Below are 23,337 nucleotides of genomic sequence, written 5' to 3' on the forward strand. Positions count from 1 at the left end.
AATTTTAGGTAATTTTAAAAAACTCAAATTAGCTAAAATAAAAAAGGAGTTATCATGAAAAAGTTATTGAGAAAATCGACGTCATTATTTATGGCCCTTTTTATGGTATTGCAAGTTATGCTCCCCGCCTTTGCTACAAAGTCCAAGGCAGAAGAAGCCGAGCCTAATTCCATAAAAAACATTGAAAATTTAGACCAAGACCCAGACTCTTACTTTTCACTCACAGATTCGCAAAAAATTTATGACAAAAAAGAGAAGAAAAAGGATGAAAGTAAATTTACTATCGCCTTAGGTATCTCCGATACGAGTACAAATTTTAGACTAGTAAAAAGAAACGACCTAAAATTATATGACGATAGGTATTTTCCTACAAATGAAGAGGCATCCAAGGAGTATTGGAAAATCAAAGATAAGCTCAAAGACCAAGGCCTTGATATAGAAATAGATATAATAAAAGATGACCAAGGTTACAAAATCGTAGGAAAAAATCAAGACCAAGACTCAGAAGAAAATTCTTACGGGATAAATTATTCATACATAGACTTTAAAATAATAGACGATTTTGATTTTAATAAAAAAGGAAATCAAAAATTACTAGAAAAAGATAAATTAGTATTTAATTTAGAATTTACCCAAAACATATCCCCAGATCCATCTTACAACTTGTTTAAAAAAGACCAAGATGGAAATTATGAGATTAAAGATCAAGGACAAATCTTTGCCCTAATCGATAATGACAAAGTTAACATCTATGACACATCTTCTTTATCAAATGATTTTAACGAACTAAATCAATACAAGGAAGATAAAAAATCTGAGGACGAAAGAAAAAAATTAGAAGAAGAGAAAAAAGCTCAAGAAGAAAAGAAAAAGGCTGAGGAAGAGAAAAAAGAACAAGAGGCCCAAAAGCAAAAAGAAGAAGCCGAGAAAAAGGCCCAAGAAGAAAAAGCCAAAGCCGAAGAAGAAAAGAAATTAGCAGAAGAAAGGGCTGAAAAAGAAAAAGCTGAGAAAGAAGAAGCTGAAAAAGAAAAACTTGAAAAAGAATCAAAAGAAGATTCCAAAATAGAAGAAAAATCTTCTTCCAAAGAAAAAGCTGAAGAAGGGAAGAAAGAAGAAGAAAAATCAGCCCAAGAAGAAAAAGAAAACCAAGAAGAGGCTCAAAAGGCAAAAGAAGATGCTGAGAAAAAAGCCCAAGAAAAAAAGAAAGAGGCTGACAAAAAACTCTACTTCCCCAAAAAAGAAGAAAGTCCTAAGTCCATAATGGATAAAAAAGACTCAGAAGAATCCTCCCTTTCAAAAGCAGATAAGGAATTGAAAGAGGCTCTTAAAAATAAAAAGCTAAGCCTTGAGGACCTACAAAAACTCCTAACCACACTTGGAGAAAAATATAAACTAAACAAGGCCGACCAAGAAAAACTTATGACTGAAAATGATAAGTCAATAAGAGACCTTGTTGAAAAAGATAGAGAAGAAAACTTTAGGGCTTTGATGCTAAGACAAGCAGCAAGCCAAGAATCTAATAGCTTTGATGGTAAAAAATTTAACCTAAAAACAACTATGAAGGTTAAGGCAGCACCAGGCTGGCCAATTCCATCTGGTTGGTACTTTGATGTTAATCTTGGACCATACCTAAAAGAAGATATAGGACAAGGAATTAATGACCTTTACAATGACAAACTCGGTCTAGTAGCAACTGCCCAAATCTTTAAAAGAGGTAATGACAATATCATTAGATACATCTATGTAAGAAAGGTTACAGAGTCCATAGACTTAGATATAGACCAAAAATTAGCCTTTGATACAAATGCAATTGGAAACCAAAACCCAATTACCCTAAATATCAAAGTATCTCCAAAAAATAATCCGGTTCAAAGCCTAGATCCAATAACAGTATATAAAAATACACCAAGTCCAGTTACAAGTGAATATGTTGTAAAAGATGAGGGAGAGACCCAAACAGGAACCTACCCTTACCAACTAGACTGGAGAACGACCTCCCAAAAACTTAAGGATAATAAGGGAAACCCAATAGAAAAGTTAGTTGATTTGGACAAGTCCAAACTAACAGGAGCCTATGTAGAATGGGATATAGAAGTCGATACAGATAAGCTTGTAGATCCTAAAAACCCACTTAAATTTGAGAATTTAAATTTAACAGTATTTGGATCAGCCAACCAAGGCCTTACAAATATTTACTACAAGGCATCTAAAAATAAAGAAGACCTTGAAACAACAGCAGGCTACACTTCTTCAACAAATCTTGGAGAACTTTTAATCCAAAACTCACAAATAAGTAAAAATGATCTTGGAAATAAATTATATATCAAGGTCAAAGCAACAATTGACCCTAACCAAGTTCACGAAACTTACTCTATAGGTTTTAGGATCAATCCAGATTCTAACTACATCCAAAAGATGCTTAAAGATATCAAAGAGAAATATGACGCTATCCCAGTTCCACCACCACTCAAATGGTTAAAGGGTGTAGAAGATGCTAGAAGATTTGCAGAAGTGCCATTCAACTTGGTAGAAACAAATATACCTGCAACCTTCCTTGGCCTAACAGATAAGTTTACCAACGAGAGATTCTACTACGACAACACCAGAACTATAACAGCAAATAGAAAATCAGATACTAAGGTAGATTGGTATGCCCTAGATCTTATAAGACGTGGTGAGACCCAAGACCCAGCTCTAGACAATCCTGATTTTGATAGAAATAATGGCAAAGATGAGAGAACTATTAAGGCAAAAAAGGTCTACTACCTACCACTCAAAGACGGTGGCTATAGGAGAACTACTCAAGCAGGAGATGTTGTCTTACAAAATGGTCAATATTTCCCAGGAACCATAGTTTCTTATGAATATCCTAACCACTCAGGAAAAAGAGACGACACCTACAACTTTAGGCCTAACCTAAAAGAAAAGAAGAAATTCAACATCGATGAGTCTTACGATTATGAAGGTGGTCGTGTGAATCTCTTTACAGAAAAAATCTCCGACCAAGACCTAGCCAACGGCTATATAGCCTATACAGAAAACCCATACCCAATCATGCGTATCAATAGAAACTTCGATATGGTATCTTGTTTCAACGACCGTGTCAATGCCCCAGTATACACAGGCAACACCAAGGTCTTCCTAGATAAACATGAGGATGTATCAGGTGACTACCTAATCACAAGGCTAAATGAATCCCATGGTAGACCAACACCTAATTATAGGTTAACAAATCACTTAGCTGGGACTTTATATGACGGAGTTTCTCTAAACCATAATGGTGATTTAAGCCAAGGCCAAGCCATGGAAGAACTTATGAAAAAAATCTACTTCTATGGTGAGGAAGTAAAGAAAGAATACACCCAAGGTAATTATGATAAAAATACCAAGGGCCAACAGATGCACAGGATGATAGAAGCATCCATGTACCAAAGGGTGATCCACCACTTCACAGATGGTAAGTCCCTAGAAGATGACTACTTCCAAGCCCCATCATCCTACAATATAGATGAATGGAAGGTCGGCCACACCCTATCAGGTATCCGTCAAACCTACCCAAAAACAGGTTGGGATGGATCTTTTGCAGGAAGTGACGAAACCAGGAGAATAAATAATCAGCCAGGCGCTCCTAGAAAATTAAAAGATAATGAAACTAAGATAGGAAACTACCCACCAGTCCAATCAACCCAATATGAAATGGCAGAAAAGCTATATAAAAAGGTAATAGCTTCTTATAAAGCTAATAATGATTGGAATGCTGACAAGGCAGATTCTGTAAAATTAGTATTCTATTCCCACACCGACGAAGGCAAATACCAAGAGTTAATCGCAGGTCGTGTCATGGCTCCAATCGAGATTGATAAATATAAGAAAGATGGCAGCAAGCTAAAAGATGCCGAATTCAGATTTACCAATATCGATACAGGTGAGAAAAAAGAGTGGAAATCAACAGAAGATAATAATCCTCACAAACTTTACCTAAGACCAGGTAAGTACAAAGTCCAAGAAATCGAAACTCCACAAGGCTTTGAAAAAATCAAAGACTTCGATATAGAAGTAATAAGAAAAGAAATCTATCCAGATGATGGTTCATACGATGCCAAGAAGCTCCCAAGAATCCATGTCAACGATGGTTTCGAAACAGAAGTGTCAATAGACCAAAAAACTGTTCCAAAAGATACAGACGGCAAAACCCCTCTTGTAGTACTTGATAAAGACAACAAAATTAAAGTCAAGGTTACAAATATAGAAGATAACCTCGGTAAACTTGAATTTATAAAAAGAAATAAATTTATCAAACTAGACGGAGCAGAATTTACACTTAGAAAAATAAATGCAAAAGATCTAGCTGATGCTAAAAATAAATTCAAGAATCCGGCAGACCTAACTTATGATTCAAAATACGACAAGACCGAAAAGGGAAATATTGGTGAATTTAAATTCGACCAAATCCTAGCTGGTTTCTATGTATTAGAAGAAACAAAAGTACCACAAGGCTACGAAAAAGCCCCACTCTACCTAATCCACGCAGAGGAAAAGACAGATGCTTCTGACAAGAAAAAGGTTGAAGTAAGCTTTGTACAAGAATACAAAGAAGTTACAAATGAAAAGGGCGAAAAAGAAGCAAAAGTAGCAGATGCTAAACTTGAAACAGAAAAAGCAAGAAGAGATGGCAAAACAGTAGACCTACCAATAATTAGAAACAAAACCAAAAAGACAGAAATCAAATTTAGAAAAGTAAGAACCGAAAACCTAGGAACAGACAAAGAACACCTAGGCCTAGGAGATGCTAAATTTAGGCTCATGTCCCTAAAAATGGTAGACGGTGACTTCTATATGGAAGAAGCCTACACAGATAATTCCACCAAAACCAAAGCTCCAAGAGAAAAGGTCGATGGCCAACAAGCTGAGGGTGGCGGATATATCACCTTCAAAGACCTAAAAGTCGGCGAATACTTATTAGAAGAGCTAGAAGCTCCAAAAGGCTACAAAAAAACTGACCTCTACGGTTGGAAGCTTGTAGTAAGCCTAGACGAAAAAGGCAACTTCACCCACAAGCTCTACGAAGTTCCAAAGGCAAAAGCTGGAGAGAACCAAGATAAAATCTTTAACTCCGATAAGCTAAGAGAAGTTAAGATATCTAATATAATTAAGGGTCATGAAAAAGTTGATGCCTATCAAATAGGAAACGACGCCAGAACCATAGATATAAACTTCAAAAAATACAAGGGAAAAATCGTAGAAAAAGAAAATGGCAAAACAGAAGTAGAAGCTACAGAAGTTAATGAAAAATTATTGGGCAAAGATAATAAGCCAGTAAGCTTCAACCTCTACAAGTCAGACTTCTACGGGGCAATAATTGGCGAAAAGGACGAAAAAGGAAACTTTATTCCAATCAATAAAGAACCAATCATCCAAGATGAAAAGGGCATCTTCCACCTCAATGGCCTAGAATTTGGTGGCTACTATATCCTAAGAGAAACAAACCCACCAAAAGACTATAACAAGGCTGATGACATCCTTCTAAAGGTAGAGGCAGAGGCCATAGCCAACGAAGGCCAAATGAAGGTAATCGTAAGAGACCCTAACACCAACGCTAAAACCGACATCCACTCAGTATTTAAGGGAGTAGTAGACTTCCTAGAAGATGAAAAACTAGGAAAATTCTCCATAAAGAAAGTCGGTAATGCAATAGGTTACACCGATAAAAATGGTAACCCAATAAGAGTCGGCCTAAGACGTGCCTACTTCAGACTCTATACAGCAAATGAAAACTATGAGATAGAGTACAAGGATAAGGACAAAAAGTATCCAAAAGAATACATCCAAAAGGTAACACCTGGAGATCCAATCACAGAAGATGACGGCAAGGGTGGACAAAAGGGTAAAGACCCTGACAAACTCCCACCAAACCAAGGTATAATAACCTTCGACCAACTAAAACCAGGCCACTACGTCCTAGAAGAATTTAGGGGACCTGCAGGATACGAAAGAGATCCAAACCCTTGGTACATCCTAGTAGAAAGAGATGGAACAGTCAAAAAATACAGGGATAATCCAAAAACAACTAGAAACCCAAAACAAATGGATTACACATCCAACAGCCCAAGATTTAGGATGGCAAGCCTAGATATTTCAGAAAAATTACCTATGCCAAGACTAATGGCAACTCCAAAAGAATCATATCTACAAGATATAGAATATGATGCAAGCTCTGATGATTTGAATATAAAAGTTAGGGCAAGCCAAGTTGACACCACAGATGGTAGTAGAACTATTGATTTATCAATAAGTCCAAAAGCTAAAGCGTCTCAAGAGACTGAAGAGCAAATAATTGGAAATAAGATCCAACTAGTCTTTGTTATTGATAGGTCCAAGGATGCATCAGAATTAACAAATAAAAAAAATCCAAGTGGTCCAACTATAGATAAAAATATCAACAAATTGATAACTGATATAGTTGATAAGGCTAGAAAATCAAATGCAAGTGTTGATGCAACCTTTATTCAATATGATAACGCAAGAAACTCATTAGTAGGTGGCGTAAATCAAGACTTACTAGCACTTGATCAGTCAATATCAAATACTCAAACTTACACAATGACAACTCCTTCAAATCCAAATGGGGAGAATGTAACAATAAAAGATTACCTAGGAAAAATTGGAGTTAAAAATAGAGTTGCAAATAATATTGACGGAAACGATAGGCTTGCAAAAAATAGGGACGACTATTATAGGCAAATCATAAACACAAATAAGGCCTACGATAAAAGAATATTTATTGATATATCAAACTTTATTTCTACTGGAACAAAAACTTTCTATGAAGGAAATACAAAAAAATTCCAAGCTGCTGAAATAATTTGGCCATTTAGAAATAAAGATAATCCAGTACATTTTGATACTTGGATGGCCCATATAGACTTATATTCTGGTTTAAATAGTGAATATACAGATTATATGGCAAATAACACAGCAAATGATCCGTCAGGAAATATTTTAAGTGATCATTTCAAATTCTTTAGAAATGATGATCATAACAATAACGGTAAAGGTCAAAATGCAAGTAAAGACTTTTTTGACAATAATATTTTAACTGATGATAACTTCATTAAAGAAAGAAAAATTATAGAAAAACCAAGTGATGAGTATCTAGTAAAAGATGCTAGCCTTAAGGTAAGTCTAAAAAATGCTATAAACTTAGTAGATGCTAGCGCAAAAATTGGAAATAATGATTTAACACCAATTTTATCAAAAAATGAAAGGAATCATTCAGCCAAATTAGAAAACATCAACCTTAAAAAAGGCCAAACTTTAGACTTTTCATATAAAATTAACCTAGTAAAAGATAATGCTACTATTAAACCTGAAAGTAATAGGGAATATGAAGTAGTTAAAAGCATGGTTTTTACAAACGAAGGAAAAGAAACTAAAATAAGTCCATATGATAATATTAACAATAGCTTTATAAAAACTAAGCTAATCAAAGAAGACCCTCCAACACCAGACCCTGGAACAACAGAAGGCCACAAGGTCATCACAAGCAGTACAGGTGGTGGAAGCATTAGTGCAAGCCCACAAAATAATGTCATACCAGGCACAGAAGTAAAAATAACTATTACACCTAATCCTGGCAAGAAGTTAGCTGAACTACTAATTAATAATGACACAGCCTATGTTGATGGATCTACCGCTACTTTCGAAATGCCTAATCATGATGTAAATGTAGAAGCAACCTTTATAGATGAAAATACCCCTCATCCTACAGGTGAGATGATCTTAAAGGCAAACTTCATTTATTCCAACCAAAAGGACGGAATAGATAATAGTAAGGATGAGCCAAAAGGTTCTCCAGGTACAGTTGAACTTTTCATCAACCAAAGAAAAGGCCTAGTAGACAATTGGGTCAAAGTTCCTGGAAGCGAAAGACCTGCTCGTTATAAGGGCACCTTAGAATACAAAGGTCTTGACCTAGATTCTGATTATAAACTAGTCTATACCAGAGATACAGAAATAGCTGGTGGTTGGGGATCTGAGACTGTATCAGAATACCGATTTGACTCTAGAGATGTTAAAGAGAATAATACTGTAATAGTCAATATCACAAATGGTAACCTAGTAGAAATCTTCAACCACGATGAAACAGGTTTTAGGATTCCGCTAAGAATTACCAAGGTCAATGAAAACAAGGCTGCTCTAACAGGTTCACAATTTAAGGCTCGTAAGCTTGTAAATGGTGAAAGAGTTCCAATCTATAAGAAAAACAAAGATGGTACCTACACCGATACAGGCAAAACAGGTTTTCCAAAATACTACGATGAAAAATTCGACGGAGTGTCAGAGGCTACTGGTAAGCCAGGAGATAACTACTTCAGAGAGCTAACCCCAGGTATCTATGAGCTTGAAGAAATCAAGACCCCAGATAATACCTACAGACCTCCAAAGGATAAAAATGGTAATGATATGAAGTGGTACTTCAAGGTAGTAATAAACAAAGAAAAAGTACCAAGAGATGCCAACTACATGGATATCACCTTTGACTTTGAACACACCTTCTCTGAAAAAGACGATTTCAACATCGGCATAAGTGAAGCTGAAAAGAAACACCTTATAGAAGACGTCAAAACCATCAAGGGCTTCAAAAAAGGAGACCCAGACTTTGCTAGATACATCGAGGAAGTAAAAGATGATGGTCGTTCCGACCCAGCAAGACCAGACGCCCCATACAAGTGGATCCACGATGCTAGAGTTACCAACTACAAAAATAAAACAAAGCTAAACTTCTTCAAAAAGGATAAGGCATCCTACCAAAATATAGGAGGAGCAGAATTCTCCTTAAGAAAAGCTAAGCTTGATAAAGAAGGAAAGCTAGTATTTAAAAATAACAAGCCAGCTTATGAAGAAGAACCAACAAAGGGCGCTGATGGCAAGCCTCTAACACCAGAACAGCTAGACTCAATCAGAGTCCAACCTTATGATGAGGACAAGAAATTTGCCAAGGCAGTTTCAAATGACCAACTAGGTGTAGAATTTACCAACATCGGTGAAGGTACCTACATCCTAGAAGAAATAAAACCAGCCGACGGCTTCAAGCCTACCGATTCCTTCCTAGCTATCACCTTCACAGAAGATGAAAAAGGTTCATGGAAGCAAGAGGTAAAAGGCTACGAGAAAAACAAACAAGGCATCTATCAAGAGATGTCTGATACAAACAAGTTCTTCTCTAAAAACACAAAGGGCGAATTTGTAAGTGTAAACAACGAAAAAGCCTACATCGACCTCAAATTCCAAAAAATCGAAGGAAAAAAGGGGGCGAATGGAGAGGACATCAAAGTAGAATCTGCCGACTTTAAGCTAACCCAAGTTGATAAGGATGGCAAAAAAATTGATGGAGGCTATGATAAGACTATCTACTCATACGCCAACTCTCACTTCGAGTTCAAATACCTTCCTCGAGGTCGTTACAAGCTCCAAGAAACCAGAGCTATTACAAAATTTGAAAAACCAGACCCATGGTTCTTCAATGTAGTTCAAGACGAAAAAACTCACAAGTTAAAAATTGTCTTTGAAAATGACCCAGATGGTACACTTGATAAGTCCATAGGATTTAAGACCAAGGCAAATGGAGATCCTGATTATGATGACGATGGTAACCTCCAAGACATCAAAATCAGAAACTACTCCAAGACCAATTTCTCCTTCATGAAGTTTAGAAATGAGACTAATGACAAAGGAGAAAAACTTCCATTAAAAGACGCCTACTTTAGACTTACAAAAGTAAGATTCTCAATGGACGAAGGAGCAAAGGCTTACGAGTACCACAAAGAAAAAGATGGTGCAGGCCTTAAGAAATATACTAACGGCAAGAAGGTTACAGAATACGACTCTGAAGGCAATGTAGAAAAATTCACATACGATAATAAAGAATATAAGTATGATGAAAAGAAGAATCTGATAAGTGTAGGTGGACAAACACCAACAGAAGAGGACAAAAAGGTCAAACCAGATGCAATCTCAAATGCCACAGGCAAGTACAGCTCCCTACGTCGTTCACAATCTTCTGGTAGGGTAGATTTCCAAAACCTCGGTGAAGGTATCTACCAACTAGAAGAAGTGGGAATCCCAGAAGGCTACCAATCTAACACCAAGCAATTAAAGTGGATATTTAAAGTAGAAAAGACAGATGATGGCCTACAGATAGTAAGAACATACAAGGACAGCAAAGGTAAAAGTCACGATGTCGAAGAAGAATACTTCCAAAAATACGATAAGGACTATTACGACAAGTTCTACTCAAAGAATAACTTTAAGAAAAACTCCAATATTACCGGTGACGGTAAGAAAAATCCTTACGAGATTACCAACACCAAGACCACAACCGACCTTAAGTGGAAGAAAATTGGAGGCAGGAATACAGATAATGTAATAAAGAAGGACACCAAGTTCGTCTTATTAAAAACTTCAAATAATCCAGAGGATTTAGACTCTGCCAAGTCAGGTCAATCAGAATTCCCACCTTACCAAGTGGAAAGTGATGAAGGTGTCTTTGAAATCACTAACCTAGCCAAGGGTGTCTACTTGTTAAAAGAAACCAAAGCCCCAGACGGCTATGATATCATGGATAGGCAAATAGGAATAAAGATCTATGAAGATTCAAAGGGAGCCTTACAAAAAGAATTCTTTGAAATAAAGACTACCAAGGAAGGTGGTAAGGAATTAGTAAAAAGCCCTGGAGATTTCCAAAACTTATTAAATAGAAATACCACAAATCCAGAAACTCATGTAGATAAGGATGGCACTTTCTATGTAATCAATAAGTCCAAACCATATTTCTTTAACCTATACAAAGGCTTTATGGAAGAAGGTAAGTTTAAAAATATCACCAAGGGCAAGCTAAAGGTAAAAATCTACGCTGACCCTGCTGATAAGAAAAACACTGATACAAATGTCTATGAACAAACCATAGACCTATCAAAAAATGCCCCTTACAGTATAGACTTAAATAACAATATCCAATTTGGAAGAGACTATCTCCTAGAAGAGGTTAAATCCCCAGATGGATATGCTAAGACCAAATATAGGTACAAACTAAGATTTGCCTATGATAATTCCTGGGACACTCCATTTGTAGCAACCCTAGTAGCAGTCCTAAAGGAAGTTAAAAAGGAAGATGGTACCAAGGAGTGGGTTCCACTTACAAATAAGGAAGGCAAAAATATATCAGACTCTGGTCAATATCTAGGAGATGGCAAATCCATTAACTCTGGATTCCCATTCCAAATCGTAAACAAGAAAACCGAAGTTGTCTTTACCAAAAAAGGAAAAGATAAGGTCAAGGGAGAAGATGGTAAACTTAAAGACAAAGAAACTCCACTAAAAGACGTTGAGTTCTACCTAGAAAAACAAGACCCAGACGATATCCAAAAGGAAAACCAAGGTTATTATCCATTGACAAAAGATATGAAATATATCAAGTCAGAAGTAGGACGTGACAAGCTCACACACTACTACATCGAAGAAGAAGATGGCAAAAAAACTTGGCTTACAGGACCACTTGGAAATGAGGAAGTCACTCCAGAAACGCACAGAGGAATCTACAAATCTGAAAAAGACGGTAAATTCAAAATAACAGACCTAACCGACGGTTACTATAGACTTATAGAACCAAAAGCAGCCAAAGATGCTAATGGCGAAGAGTACATGAAAGTCAATGGCCCAATCAAGACCTTCAAGGTAGTAGATGGTAAGGTTAAAATTTACACATACGACAAAGATACCAAAAAGATTAAAGAAGCAGAAGTAGATGCGAAAAGTGAAGCCACAGTTACAAACATCATTAACGAAAAACCAGGCAAGGGCGAATTTACCCTAACCAAGGAAGATGAAAAAGGTGGTAAATTAGAAGGAGTTAAATTTACTCTCCACAAGACAGACGCAGACGAAACTCCAATCGGAGATAAAGTTTATAAAACAGGTACTGATGGTAAAATCAAATTCACCGGCCTACCTTACGGCTACTATTGGCTCAAGGAAACAAAAACCAAAAACGGTTATATCCTCGACACCAAGAAGAAACTAATAGCCCTAGGCGGAGACAAAGAATGGAAAGTACCAGAAAAACCAAAAGATGATGTATCAAAAGCAATCAAATTTTATGGCACCCAAGACCAGCTTGTATCAACAGCAGACTCAAAGAGAAAAGATATTGTATATCCAAACAAGGCCGAGGGTATTTTTGCCAAATTCAACTTCAAGATTGACGAAAAAACAACCATCAAACCTGGAGACTTCTTCACAATCAAATTCTCCGACAATGTAGACCTAGATGGAATCAACAAAGATTACTATGACAAGGGTCAAAAGGGTGACGAATACTTCAACATCATAGGCCCTGCAGGACTTCTTGCAAAGGCAAAGGTAAATGATGACAGAAGATCAATCACTTACACCTTTACAGACTATGTAAAAGACTACAAGCCAGAATCAATGTCCATGTTCCTACAACTCTTCCCTAACAGAAGAAAAGTAGATCACACCCAAGACATTACTGTAACAGCTAATATAGAAAAAAATACTGATACAACAAATACTAACTATCATTACTCAGATTCTATAAATATTAACTATAGAGGACAAAATACCCATACAGATTCTGATGGAAAGACAGTAAACTACGATGGTTACCAAAATCCTAATACAGACGTATCTTCCTATATGTTAAGGTTAAACCCAGATGGTAAGACCTTCACAGCTATTCTTTATCTAAATCCATGGAATAGAGAAATGTTAGGCAAGACCCTATCATTTACAACTGATGAAGATATTCTTGTAAATGATAAGCTATCAGTAAAAACCTATATCAAATCAGGAAATGGAAGTAATCCAACTGATAAAGGTGGATGGCGAAATGGAGACCTACCAGACTCATATGACATATATGAAAAAGATGAAAAAGGTAATCTCAAAGTACGCTCTGATTTAAGTCTAATAAGTGATGACTATAACTGGTACACAACCAAAACTTGGACAGATTCAGAAGAAGTCAACTACTATGATGGATATGATTTCTATAGATATGACTACACTTCTAGGACCTATAGATATTACAGATACGTCACCAAGGACAACAGAGCTGATAATATCACTAGAAAAATAGATATCCCAGCAAGATATTTAAATAGAAAAGGCGATTCAAGCACTGCAACCTATGTAATAGAAATTAAGGGTGAGTTAAACCAAAATGCCAAGTCACTAAAAACTAGGGCAGATGAAACTCACTACAATTACAGGACACAAAACCGTATAACCTACAAGGATTCCTACAAATCTCACTTCGAAACCTGGTCACAATTCTTTAACCCAGGAGCAAGTGGAAATGTCAACAAGGAAATCAAACTTGTAAACTTCAAAAACAAAATTGAATTTGCAAAAGTAGATGGAGGTGTTTTATCAAATGTAGTAGATAAGGAAGCAGAAAATCCTAATACCCTAAAAGATTTAGGAATAGGAAATCCTCTAAAGGGAGCAGAATTTACTCTTAAGAAAGATGGAACTGAATTAACAGATTCAAAGAAAAAATCAGACGACAATGGAATCTTCTCTTGGGAAGGCCTAGCACCTGGCAACTACCAAGTCATAGAAACAAAAACACCAGATGATGAAAAATATGACTTGCCAAAAGATGCGATTTCAACCTTTGAAGTAGATAAAGATGGAAAGATTGTAAATATCAAAAACAATAAACAAATCCTAGAAAACTACAGAAAAGCTGAAATAAAAATAAGAAAAACTGACCAAGATGGAAAGGCTCTTCAAGGAGCAAAATTCTTGCTCACCCCAACAAGTGGACAAAAAGACCCTGAAGACCCTAAGAAAAACTATCCTGCTCTCACAAAAACAACAGGAAAAGATGGTCTAGCAACTTTCGATAAACTTGTTGCAGGAAAATACACCTTAGAAGAAAAGAAAGCCCCAACAGGCTACACTAAATCTGACAAAGTATGGGAATTAGAAGTCACAAAAGATGGTAAAGTCAAATGGACAAACTCCTTTGATGATACAAATGATATGAAGAAAGTTTCTGTAAATACCTATTCTGGAGATGCTGATAAAGAAAATCTAAAATCAGAAATCTTAGGGATAGACCAAGAATCTAAAACCTTCAGACAAAAAATAACCATCAAAGCCAAACCAAGCGAGCTTGAAAAAGCAAGATTAGTTTTAGATTCAACAGATAATAACCTAAAATTAAGTCAAGCTAATACAAAAGTAAGATTGGTACAAGCAAGTGGCGACTCTATAGTTAAAAAAGATAATACAACTTACACTGTCGATATTAATAATGGCGAAAGTTCAAACTTAACCCTAAGGATAAACCCTCCATACAGAGAGGAAAAGAAAAACAATCCTGTAGGTTCAAGCCAAGAAAATAATTCTGATCAAACATCATCAGACGATGACAAAGTAAGAGAATATCAATTTATAGTAGATATGCCATACAAAGACGAAGGAAGAATAGGAGCAAAAGCTACCTATCGAATAGGATCACTTGATAAAGATGGCAAAATAAAATTTGATGCAAATAATAAGGTAAGTCTAGATAAATACGTAGAAAAAACAAATCTTACAATTGATGAAAAAACAAAAGTAGATATGAAAGCCTACACAGATAACTATCTAGCCCGTGACATCAACCTACTAACAACAGATATAGGAAATATCAAAAAACCAGATATCTACTTTAAAAAGGTAGACGCTGATAATGAAGATCTTGCCTTAGCAGGAGCTAAATTTGAAATTCAACAAAAAGTTGGAAAAGCTTATGTATCCATTGATAAAAATGGAAAACAAATAGAAGAAACAGATAAAACAGCTGAAAAATGGATGGCGACTTCTGGAGATAAAGGTCAATTTGAATTTAAATCCATCCCAGATGGAGAATATAGGATAAAAGAAACCAAATCACCATCAGGATATATATTATTTAGACAAAAAGAGTTCAAATTTGAAGTGAAAAATGGTAAAATATATTATATAGATGCTAAAGATCTTAATATTTCTAAAACTGACTTGAATAATGGTGAAGAAATAAAAGAAAATACTGCTAATAAGCCAATTTTAATCACAAACAAAAAAGCACATTATCCTTCCACAGGAGGCCCTGGAGTTTGGATTGGATTTATGGTGATAGGTTTAATAGTAATGTTTACATCAGTATTGACCTATTTCAAAAGAAAAGATAAACTAGTAGTAAGAAAATAGTTAATTAACCTTGTCTTTGGGCTTTTTGCCCAAGGTAACAGGGTAAATTATAAATGTAGGAACGTTTCTAGTATAAATCTTGAAATAAAGATTATACATAATTGATAGGCGAAAGCCAAGATATATCAATGCATATTGACAAAAAAATATAAAGGAGAAAATTATGAAACACAAAATTTTGTCATTTTTAACAGCATTCGCAATGGTGTTCGGAATAATAGCAGCACCTTTTGTAAATGCTAGTGCGGCTGAAGCTACAGAAACAGAATCTGTAACAATTCACAAAATCTTGTTGACAAAAGAAGCATTAGATGCTCACGACAAAGACAAGAAATATGATGGTAATGAAATTCAAAACATCAAAGATTTCTTTGGTGATCAAAAAGCAAAAGAAATTAATGGAGTTTATTTCAAACTTCAAAAATTAAATGCTGACGTAGCTGAGGGAGACATCGACGTAAATAATGATGCTCAATGGACAGATATAGAAGGTAAATCTGGACTAACAAAAGACGATGCTGGTCTAAAACTAGATACAAAGGGACTTGGAAAAGGTACTTACAGAATAGTTGAAGACTTGAAACAATCAAAATATAAAGGAGACAATGGAGAATTATTAGCTGCATCTAAAGCAGTTCCAACTCTTTTAGTATTACCAGTAGTAAATGATGCAGAAGGTATCGTAAAAGATGCTCACGTTTATCCAAAGAACACTCAAGAAAAACCAGAAATTGACAAAAACTTTGGAAAAGATAATGATTTAACAACAGTTGAAGATAAAGAAGGAAACCAAAAAGCTGGAGCTGATTACAACAATTATAAAGCTAATAAAGCTACAGTAACAGCAGATATTGGAAAGAAAATACCTTATGAAGTAAAAACAAAAATACCAAAAGATTCTCACTATCAAAAATTGGTATGGAACGATAACATGACAAAAGGTCTTACTTATAATAAAGACTTAGTAGTTTCATCAGACCAATTAACAGGAGAGAATGCTCTTGCTGCTGCTGATTATTCAATAATCGCAACAGATAGAGGATTTACATTAGTATTTAAACAAACAGGTATTGATAAAATCGAAAAAGCAGCAAAAGCAGCAGATGTTGAAATTAAATTAGTATACTCTGCAACAGTAAATGGAGATGCAGTTGTTGATAATCCAGAGCTAAACGACATTGCTTTAGATTATTCAAATAAACCTGGTAAAGATAATGAACCAAAAGAGTTTACTCCTGGTAAAAAAGAAATCAAAATGAAAAAATCATGGGATATTACAGGAGATCAAACTATAACAGAAGCTGATAAGAATGTAGTAGCATACTTTACACTTCAAAAGAAAAACGACAAAGGCGAATGGGAAGATGTAAAAACTGTTGAAAAAACAGAAAAAGATGCATTCACAGTAACTTTTGATAATCTTGATGAAAATGGAACATACAGAATCGTTGAGTCTGTAAAAGGCTATGAAGCTGAATATATGGAATACAACAAAGAAACTGGCGAAATTGAAATCAAGGACCACAAAAATACAGATAACCCAAAAGAACTTAATCCAACAGAACCAAAGGTTCAACTTGGTGGAAGAAAATTCGTTAAAACAAATAACGAAGATAAAGGAAGCGCTAAACTAGAAAGACTTGCAGGAGCAGAATTCTACGTTAAAAACGCAGATAATAAATATCTAGTAGCAGCTAAAAAAGACGCAAAAGCAGTTACAGATGCAAAAGCAGCTCTTGATGAAGCAGTTAAAGCTTACAACGGGCTTTCAGCTGAAGACCAAAAAGGTCAAAAAGGAACAGATGCTAAAACTTTAATTAATCAAAAACAAGAAGCTTACAATGAAGCATTCAAGAATAATGCAACAGCATATACTTGGGGCGAAAAAACTGATCCTAATGTTGTTGTATTAACATCCGACGCTGAAGGTAGATTTGAAATTTCAGGTCTTGAATATAAAGCAGGATATGAATTAGAAGAAAAAACAGCACCAAAGGGATATGCTAAGCTACAATCTAATGAAAAATTTGAAGTAAAAGAAGGCTCATACGCAAGTACAGATGCTGAACTTCAATACAACAAAGATAACGCTGAAAAGGGATACGGACTACAAATCAAGAATAAGAACGTTGTAATCCCACAAACAGGTGGAATTGGTTCTATCATCTTTGTAGTAGCTGGTCTTATGATTATGGGACTTGCAGCTTACAAAATGAAAGCTAACAAAGAACAAGCTTAATACTAACTAACAGAGGAGTTACTATGACAAAAACTAATAAAAAAATAATAAGAGTAGTAGTCCTTGCGATTTTACTACACCTAGTTACTCCTCTTTTAGCTTTCGCTAAAAGCGGAAATAGCCTATTAATAAATACAAATTTCACAGATGGTGAAAGTAAAGAAGTTATTGTAGATTATGTAGATTACTGGAAAATTCCAGATGATAAAGCAAAAGATTTGAAAGATCCTCAAAAAAATCTTGATTTCATTAATCTTTATAAAGATAAAACAGACGAGGAAATTTCAAAAGATTTGGGTGAGATGAAATCATCAAACAAGTCAGAAGAAAATAATGGCATGTATTTTGCAAGTATTGATAATTTGGAAAAGGGAGCCTATCTATTAAGATATAGGTCAAAAGATTCTAATAGACCATATATTCCCTTTCTAGCAATAATTGACGAAAATACAGAAAATCCCCTCACAATTTATCCCAAAAAAGCCCCAGACGACTTGACCCTAACCAAAAGGGACAAAAATTCTGGTGAAGTTTTAAAAAACGTAGGCTTTGAAGTGGTAAATGAAAAAGGTGAGATTCTTTCCTTTGAAATAATAAAAGATGATAAGGGAGAAGAAAAATTAACCTACAAAAAAGACGGGAAAATCAAAGAACTTTTCACTGACGAAAAGGGACAAATTAAAATCTATGGTCTAGAAGAAAAGGTAAAGTTCAAAGAGACAAAGCCTCTAAAAGGCTATGAATCTCAAGTGGGAAAAGAAAGTGACCCAGCTCAAACTGGTAGCATCGAGATGACAAATGAAAAAGATAATCCAGAAAATTATTTTTCATTTATAAAAATTGACGGCACAAATGATGACCCACTAAAAGGAGCAGTTTTTAAAGTTCAAGTCAAAACCGACAAGGGCTATGAAGATGTCATGGAAAATGACAAAATCTATACCCTAACAAGTGACGACAAGGGCGAATTTAAAACAAAAAACCTCCCTTACGGACAATATAGACTAGTAGAAACCAAAGCCCCACAAGGCTACATCGAAAACACAGTCCCAAATGATTTCGAAATAAACGAAAACTCACACACAAAAACAATCCGCATAAAAAACTTTAAACCAACAACCCCACCCCCACCAACAAAAACTACCCCAAACGGTGGCACAACAGTAGGATCCAGACTAGGCAAAAACCTACAATCAATGGCCAAAACCGGAGATAACACAATCCTACTAATAATGGCAATAGCCTTGTTGATGATAGGAGTAGGAATAAGATTTGTTAGGGCTAAAGAATAAAATAATTTTAAAACTACCTTGCTTGGCAGGGTAGTTTTTTTGTGGAGAAATTTAAAATAAATAGAAAATAAAATACAATTTTTAAATTTTAAAATAATTATAGTAAAACTTTAAATGATAAATAAGCTTTTACTTTAGCAATTAAATAAGAAAAATCAACCCATCTCGAGTGAGCAAAGCGAATCGAGAGATCTCACGGATTAAGTAAATTTAGAAATAAAGTATGCATGTAAAGAAAATTCTATAAAAAACCCAAGGAAAGAGTAGAATTGCAATCTAAAAATAAGAAAGAGATCTCTCGACAAGCTCGAGATGGATAAGACTTCGATTGGTTATTAAAAATTTAATATAGAACGAATTATAAAAATAAATAGAGCATATAAATAAAATAAGGACTTTAGTAATAAAATAAAGAGAACATTAACCCATCTCGACCGAGTGAAGGGAGTGGAGAGATCTCATGTAATAAGTAAATCAAGAGAAAAAGTAAATATTTAAGGAAATATCCTTATATAATCCAAGGTAAAAATGGAATTATAATCACAATACAATCCAGAGATCTCTCGACAAGCTCGAGATGGGGTTAATCTTTATTTATAGGTTTTGCTACGAATAGGGATAAATTAAGCTTTAAAATAAAAATAGAAAACTATTAACTATCACAATTAATAAAATGATATTAGAAAAATATTAATAGAAAATTTTTAATTATTAAAATTAAGAATATAAATAACAAAAATATAAAAGAATTAAGTGAAACTTTAAATGATAAATAAGCTTATACTTTAGCAACCAATTAAAGAAAATCATAACCCATCTCGAGCGAAGTCGAGAGATCTCTGATATTAATATAGCTTATAATTAAATTCATTTAAAATTAGAACGTGCATTAAAAAATTGAAATATGGGTATTTTTTATTATAAATACAAAATATGGAGAATATTATGTCAGATTATTATGTATACATACTAGCAAATAAAAGCAATTCCACCATATATATTGGCTACACTCATAACCTAGAAAAAAGATTATATGAACATAGAAACCACGTAGTAGAAGGCTTTACTGACAAATACAATTGCACTAAATTAGTGTATTATGAATATCTTGACGATAAATACCAGGCATTATCTAGGGAGAAGCAACTAAAAAGATGGTCTAGGGATAAGAAAAATAATTTGATAAACTCAATAAATCCAAAGTGGAGAGATTTATCTTTTGATTGGTACAGTTAATCTGATTTTAATTTAGAAGAAAATTCAAGGAAAGTACGTATTATAAGATAAATTTAACTTAGAGATCTCTCGACAAGCTCGAGATGGGTTATGTCTTTACTTATTTTTATTTACTATGAATGGAGTTAAATTAATCTTAAAATATTAAAAGTAATTATAATAAAACTTTAAATGATAATTAGCCTTATACTTTAGCAACCAAACAAGGTCAATCAAACCCCATCTCGAGCAGATAAATATGCCTTGATTTGGCATATTTATCCCTAAAACTAGTGCGAGAGCACGGAAAAGTTTTCGAAGAAAACTGGTTTTAGTAGTCGAGAGATCCCATGGATTAAGTAAATCTGTAAATAAAGTAGGCAATAAATACGATATATAAAATCCAAGGTAAAAATAAATGACACTCTAAAGATAAGCAAATAGATTTCTCGAAAGGCTCGAAATGGAGCTTAGTCTTTATTATATTATATACTTCGAATGAGTTGAGTCTTTATTATATTTTAACTTTGAATTAAGTAAAATTAAAATTAATGGTAAGAATTACAATAATACAATAACAGTGAAATTTAAAATCATAGTTAGCTATATACTTTAGTAATTAAGCAAGTGAAACAAAAACCCATCTCGAATGAAGTTAGAGATCTCAAGGATTATGATTTATATAAATTTAGTAAATAAAAGAGAAATTTTTAAAAATCTAGATTGAGTTTCTTATTTTATTCAAAAAAAGACAGGAAAAATTCCTGTCTTTTTCTTTATCCCTTTAGGCCGTCTGCTTGTCTTTGCATATTTTCTACTACTACATCAAATATATCTCCGATTGATTGGGCGTATTCTAATATTTCCCATGGTTTATTTGTGTGGAAGTGGATTTTTATTAAATCTTCATCTCCAACTGCAAGGAGGCTATCTCCTTCAAAGTTTTCTGTTATATGATCGAAAATTTCGTCTTCGTCTAAGTCTTCTCCTGCTATTAAAAGCTGGGTATCAAATTTAAATTCTATTTTTTCTGCCATTTTTTTCTCCTAACTATTTTTTAATAAATTTCTTTTTAATTCTTCTTCAAGTCTGCCAAGTTCGTTTTTGGCATCTTCTCTATTTTTCTTTCCTTCGATTTGTATTGATCTTACTTCATCAATCGCCTCGATTAGTCTATCGTTTGTGTATTTTATTGTATCAAGGTCTATTATACCACGTTCGGTTGCTCTTGCTGTATCGATTGTGTTTTGCTTTAACTTGTCGGCGTTTGATTTTAATAAGTCATTGGTAAGATTTGTTACGGCTTCTTGGGCACGGATTGCTTGTTCTGTGTGGCTCATGCCAAGGGCTAGAACCATTTGATTTTTCCAAAGGGGAATTGTGTTCACAATTGTTGTTTGGATTTTTTCTGCCATAATTGAGTTTGATGATTGGACCATCCTAATTTGTGGGGCCATTTGCATTGAAACCATCCTGGTTAAGTCTAAGTCGTGCAATTTTTTTTCAAACCTGTTTGCTTGGGCTTTTAGATCATTTGCTTTTTGGGCATCCATTGGAAGGTTTGAAGATTGGGCCTTATTTTCAAGCTCTGGTATGTCTTCTGTAAAAGTTTTTTGAAGCTTTCTATTTCCAGCTTCTATATACATGGAAAGTTCCTTGTAATAATCTTCATTTAATTCATACATTTGATCTAGCATGGAAATATCTTTTAATAGGGTTATTTGGTGCATATCCAAGGCCTTGGCAATTTCATCAATATTTTTTTCTGTTGATTGGTATTTTAATTTCATACTATCAAGCTTTGATTTTTGCTTTTTGAAAAATCCAAAAACCCCACCATCATCTTGGTCCATTGTTTTTATTTCAGTAACTACCTTATCCAAAAGTCCACCAATTTCTCCAAGGTCCTTGTTTCTTACTGTATTTAAGGTCTTTTCTGAGAAATTGGAAATCTTTTTTTGGGCTCCAACTCCGTATTGTAAGATTATATTTGAATCTTCTAGGTCAATTTTTTTAGAAAAATCGTCAATTTGCTTTTCTTCTTCTGGTGAAAACTTAATAGACTCGTCTATTTTAATTTCATTTTTATAGGAAACTGCTTCTAATTCTGGATCTTGGTCGGCTCCGTCTAGCCTTAATTTAATATCACTCATCTTTGCTCCAATCTTTTTCTAAATACCCTTCTTGATTTAAGAGAATTTTCATTGTATCTATATCAGTTTTTATATCCATTGTCCTATCTTCCATAAGTTCCAATTGGATTTTTCCAAAAGCCTGGTTGATTGTTTCTATAGAAGATTCAATTTCAAAAAGAGAATTTTTTATTTTTGGATCCTTAGATTCAATAATTTCATATTCTGCGTAGGCATCGATTAATTTTACAGTTGTTGGCAAATAATAATCCATAAACTTATCCAAGGCATAGGCCTTGTCCGGGTATCTTTTTATAATATTTACAATATTTTCTATGTTTTTTTTGATTTCTATTACTTTTTCAAGAAAAGACCTAGATTTAATCCTAGAAATATCAAGATTTATGGAATTTATTTCCTTGCTTGCAATTTGTATTATGTTTTCTGCCTTTTCTATATTTACATTCTTGTGGGCATCATTTTCTATTTGTTTTTTTTCTTCATAAGACAAATTTGGCATTTGACTTTTTTGGTCTTTATATAATTTGAAAGTTGGAATATCTAGCAAGAATAATGAATCATTTTCAACAATTCTAGCTTGTTTGAAATATCCCTTATTCATCATATACATAAGCTCTTTTATTGTATCTTCTTCAGATTTTTGAATTGATGATGCCAAATCTCTTATGGGAATTACAGTATTATGGCCAAGTTCTTTTAAAAATCTTGTGTAATCTTTTGAAATCATATCAATTTCTTTAAATTTTTTCCAAGAAAAAACTCCCATAATTCCAAAAGCGATAGCCATAATTAAATCTGTAAACATATCAGGACCACCATCAAAAACTGAAAGGCCACTTGCAAAAGTAACTATGAAGGAAAAAATACCACCAGCTTTCAAAAGTCCAGCCTTAGATTTTTCTGGTAAATTTTGGGCGCAAACTTGGGGATTTTTTGTTTGAAGGACAGGCTTATTATTTGGCCTATAATTTACAAAGGCCATAGTCCTATCAATAAAATTATCCAAACTATTTTTTAATTTTTCACTTATGTCAGAAAAATCCATGTCGGAAATAGCCTTATTTAGACTATTTTCCAAAGATTTTTCATTTTCTTTATCAAAATCTGTCATAATAACTCCTTAATAAAATTATACCCGAAAGCTTTAAATCTTAAATCATCTTTAATATTTATTTAA

At 34.2% G+C, this 23,337-nt stretch carries 7 protein-coding genes; 4 read left to right on the forward strand and 3 right to left on the reverse strand.

What is annotated here, in order from left to right:
* Nucleotides 1-54 precede the first annotated feature (54 nt).
* From CJ192_RS07740 to CJ192_RS07755, 4 genes are all read left to right on the forward strand, one after another.
* The gene (locus CJ192_RS07740; RefSeq protein ID WP_102198372.1) at nt 55-15,261 is read left to right on the forward strand and encodes a SpaA isopeptide-forming pilin-related protein; all 15,207 of its coding nucleotides are present in this window, start codon (nt 55-57) and stop codon (nt 15,259-15,261) included.
* A gap of 163 nt (nt 15,262-15,424) precedes the next feature.
* Entirely contained in the window at nt 15,425-17,500 is a 2,076-nt protein-coding gene (locus tag CJ192_RS07745) for a pilin N-terminal domain-containing protein (RefSeq protein WP_102198373.1), read from the forward strand.
* Nucleotides 17,501-17,523: 23 nt separating this feature from the next.
* Entirely contained in the window at nt 17,524-18,792 is a 1,269-nt protein-coding gene (locus CJ192_RS07750; RefSeq protein ID WP_102198374.1) for an MSCRAMM family protein, read from the forward strand.
* Between the two features lie 945 nt (nt 18,793-19,737).
* Nucleotides 19,738-20,028: a GIY-YIG nuclease family protein gene (locus CJ192_RS07755; RefSeq protein WP_004817560.1), complete on the forward strand. Its 291-nt coding sequence runs from the start codon at nt 19,738-19,740 to the stop codon at nt 20,026-20,028.
* 755 nt (nt 20,029-20,783) lie between these two features.
* On the opposite strand, the gene CJ192_RS07760 is transcribed toward CJ192_RS07755, so the two are convergent.
* The 3 genes from CJ192_RS07760 to CJ192_RS07770 are packed head-to-tail and all read right to left on the reverse strand — an operon-like array spanning nt 20,784 to nt 23,271.
* A complete protein-coding gene (locus tag CJ192_RS07760; protein ID WP_004812605.1) occupies nt 20,784-21,044 on the reverse strand; it encodes a fatty acid kinase subunit FakA-related protein in 261 nt (86 codons plus the stop codon).
* A gap of 9 nt (nt 21,045-21,053) precedes the next feature.
* On the reverse strand, nt 21,054-22,160 hold the full coding sequence (locus CJ192_RS07765) for a toxic anion resistance protein (RefSeq protein WP_102198375.1): 1,107 nt from the start codon (nt 22,158-22,160) through the stop codon (nt 21,054-21,056).
* Nucleotides 22,153-23,271, reverse strand: a complete 1,119-nt coding sequence (locus tag CJ192_RS07770; RefSeq protein WP_102198376.1) for a 5-bromo-4-chloroindolyl phosphate hydrolysis family protein — start codon at nt 23,269-23,271, stop codon at nt 22,153-22,155. Before CJ192_RS07770 ends, CJ192_RS07765 begins: the two co-directional genes overlap by 8 nt.
* Between the last annotated feature and the right edge of the window lie 66 nt (nt 23,272-23,337).

The organism is Anaerococcus hydrogenalis, from assembly GCF_002871895.1.
In the GTDB taxonomy this organism is placed as follows: domain Bacteria; phylum Bacillota; class Clostridia; order Tissierellales; family Peptoniphilaceae; genus Anaerococcus; species Anaerococcus hydrogenalis.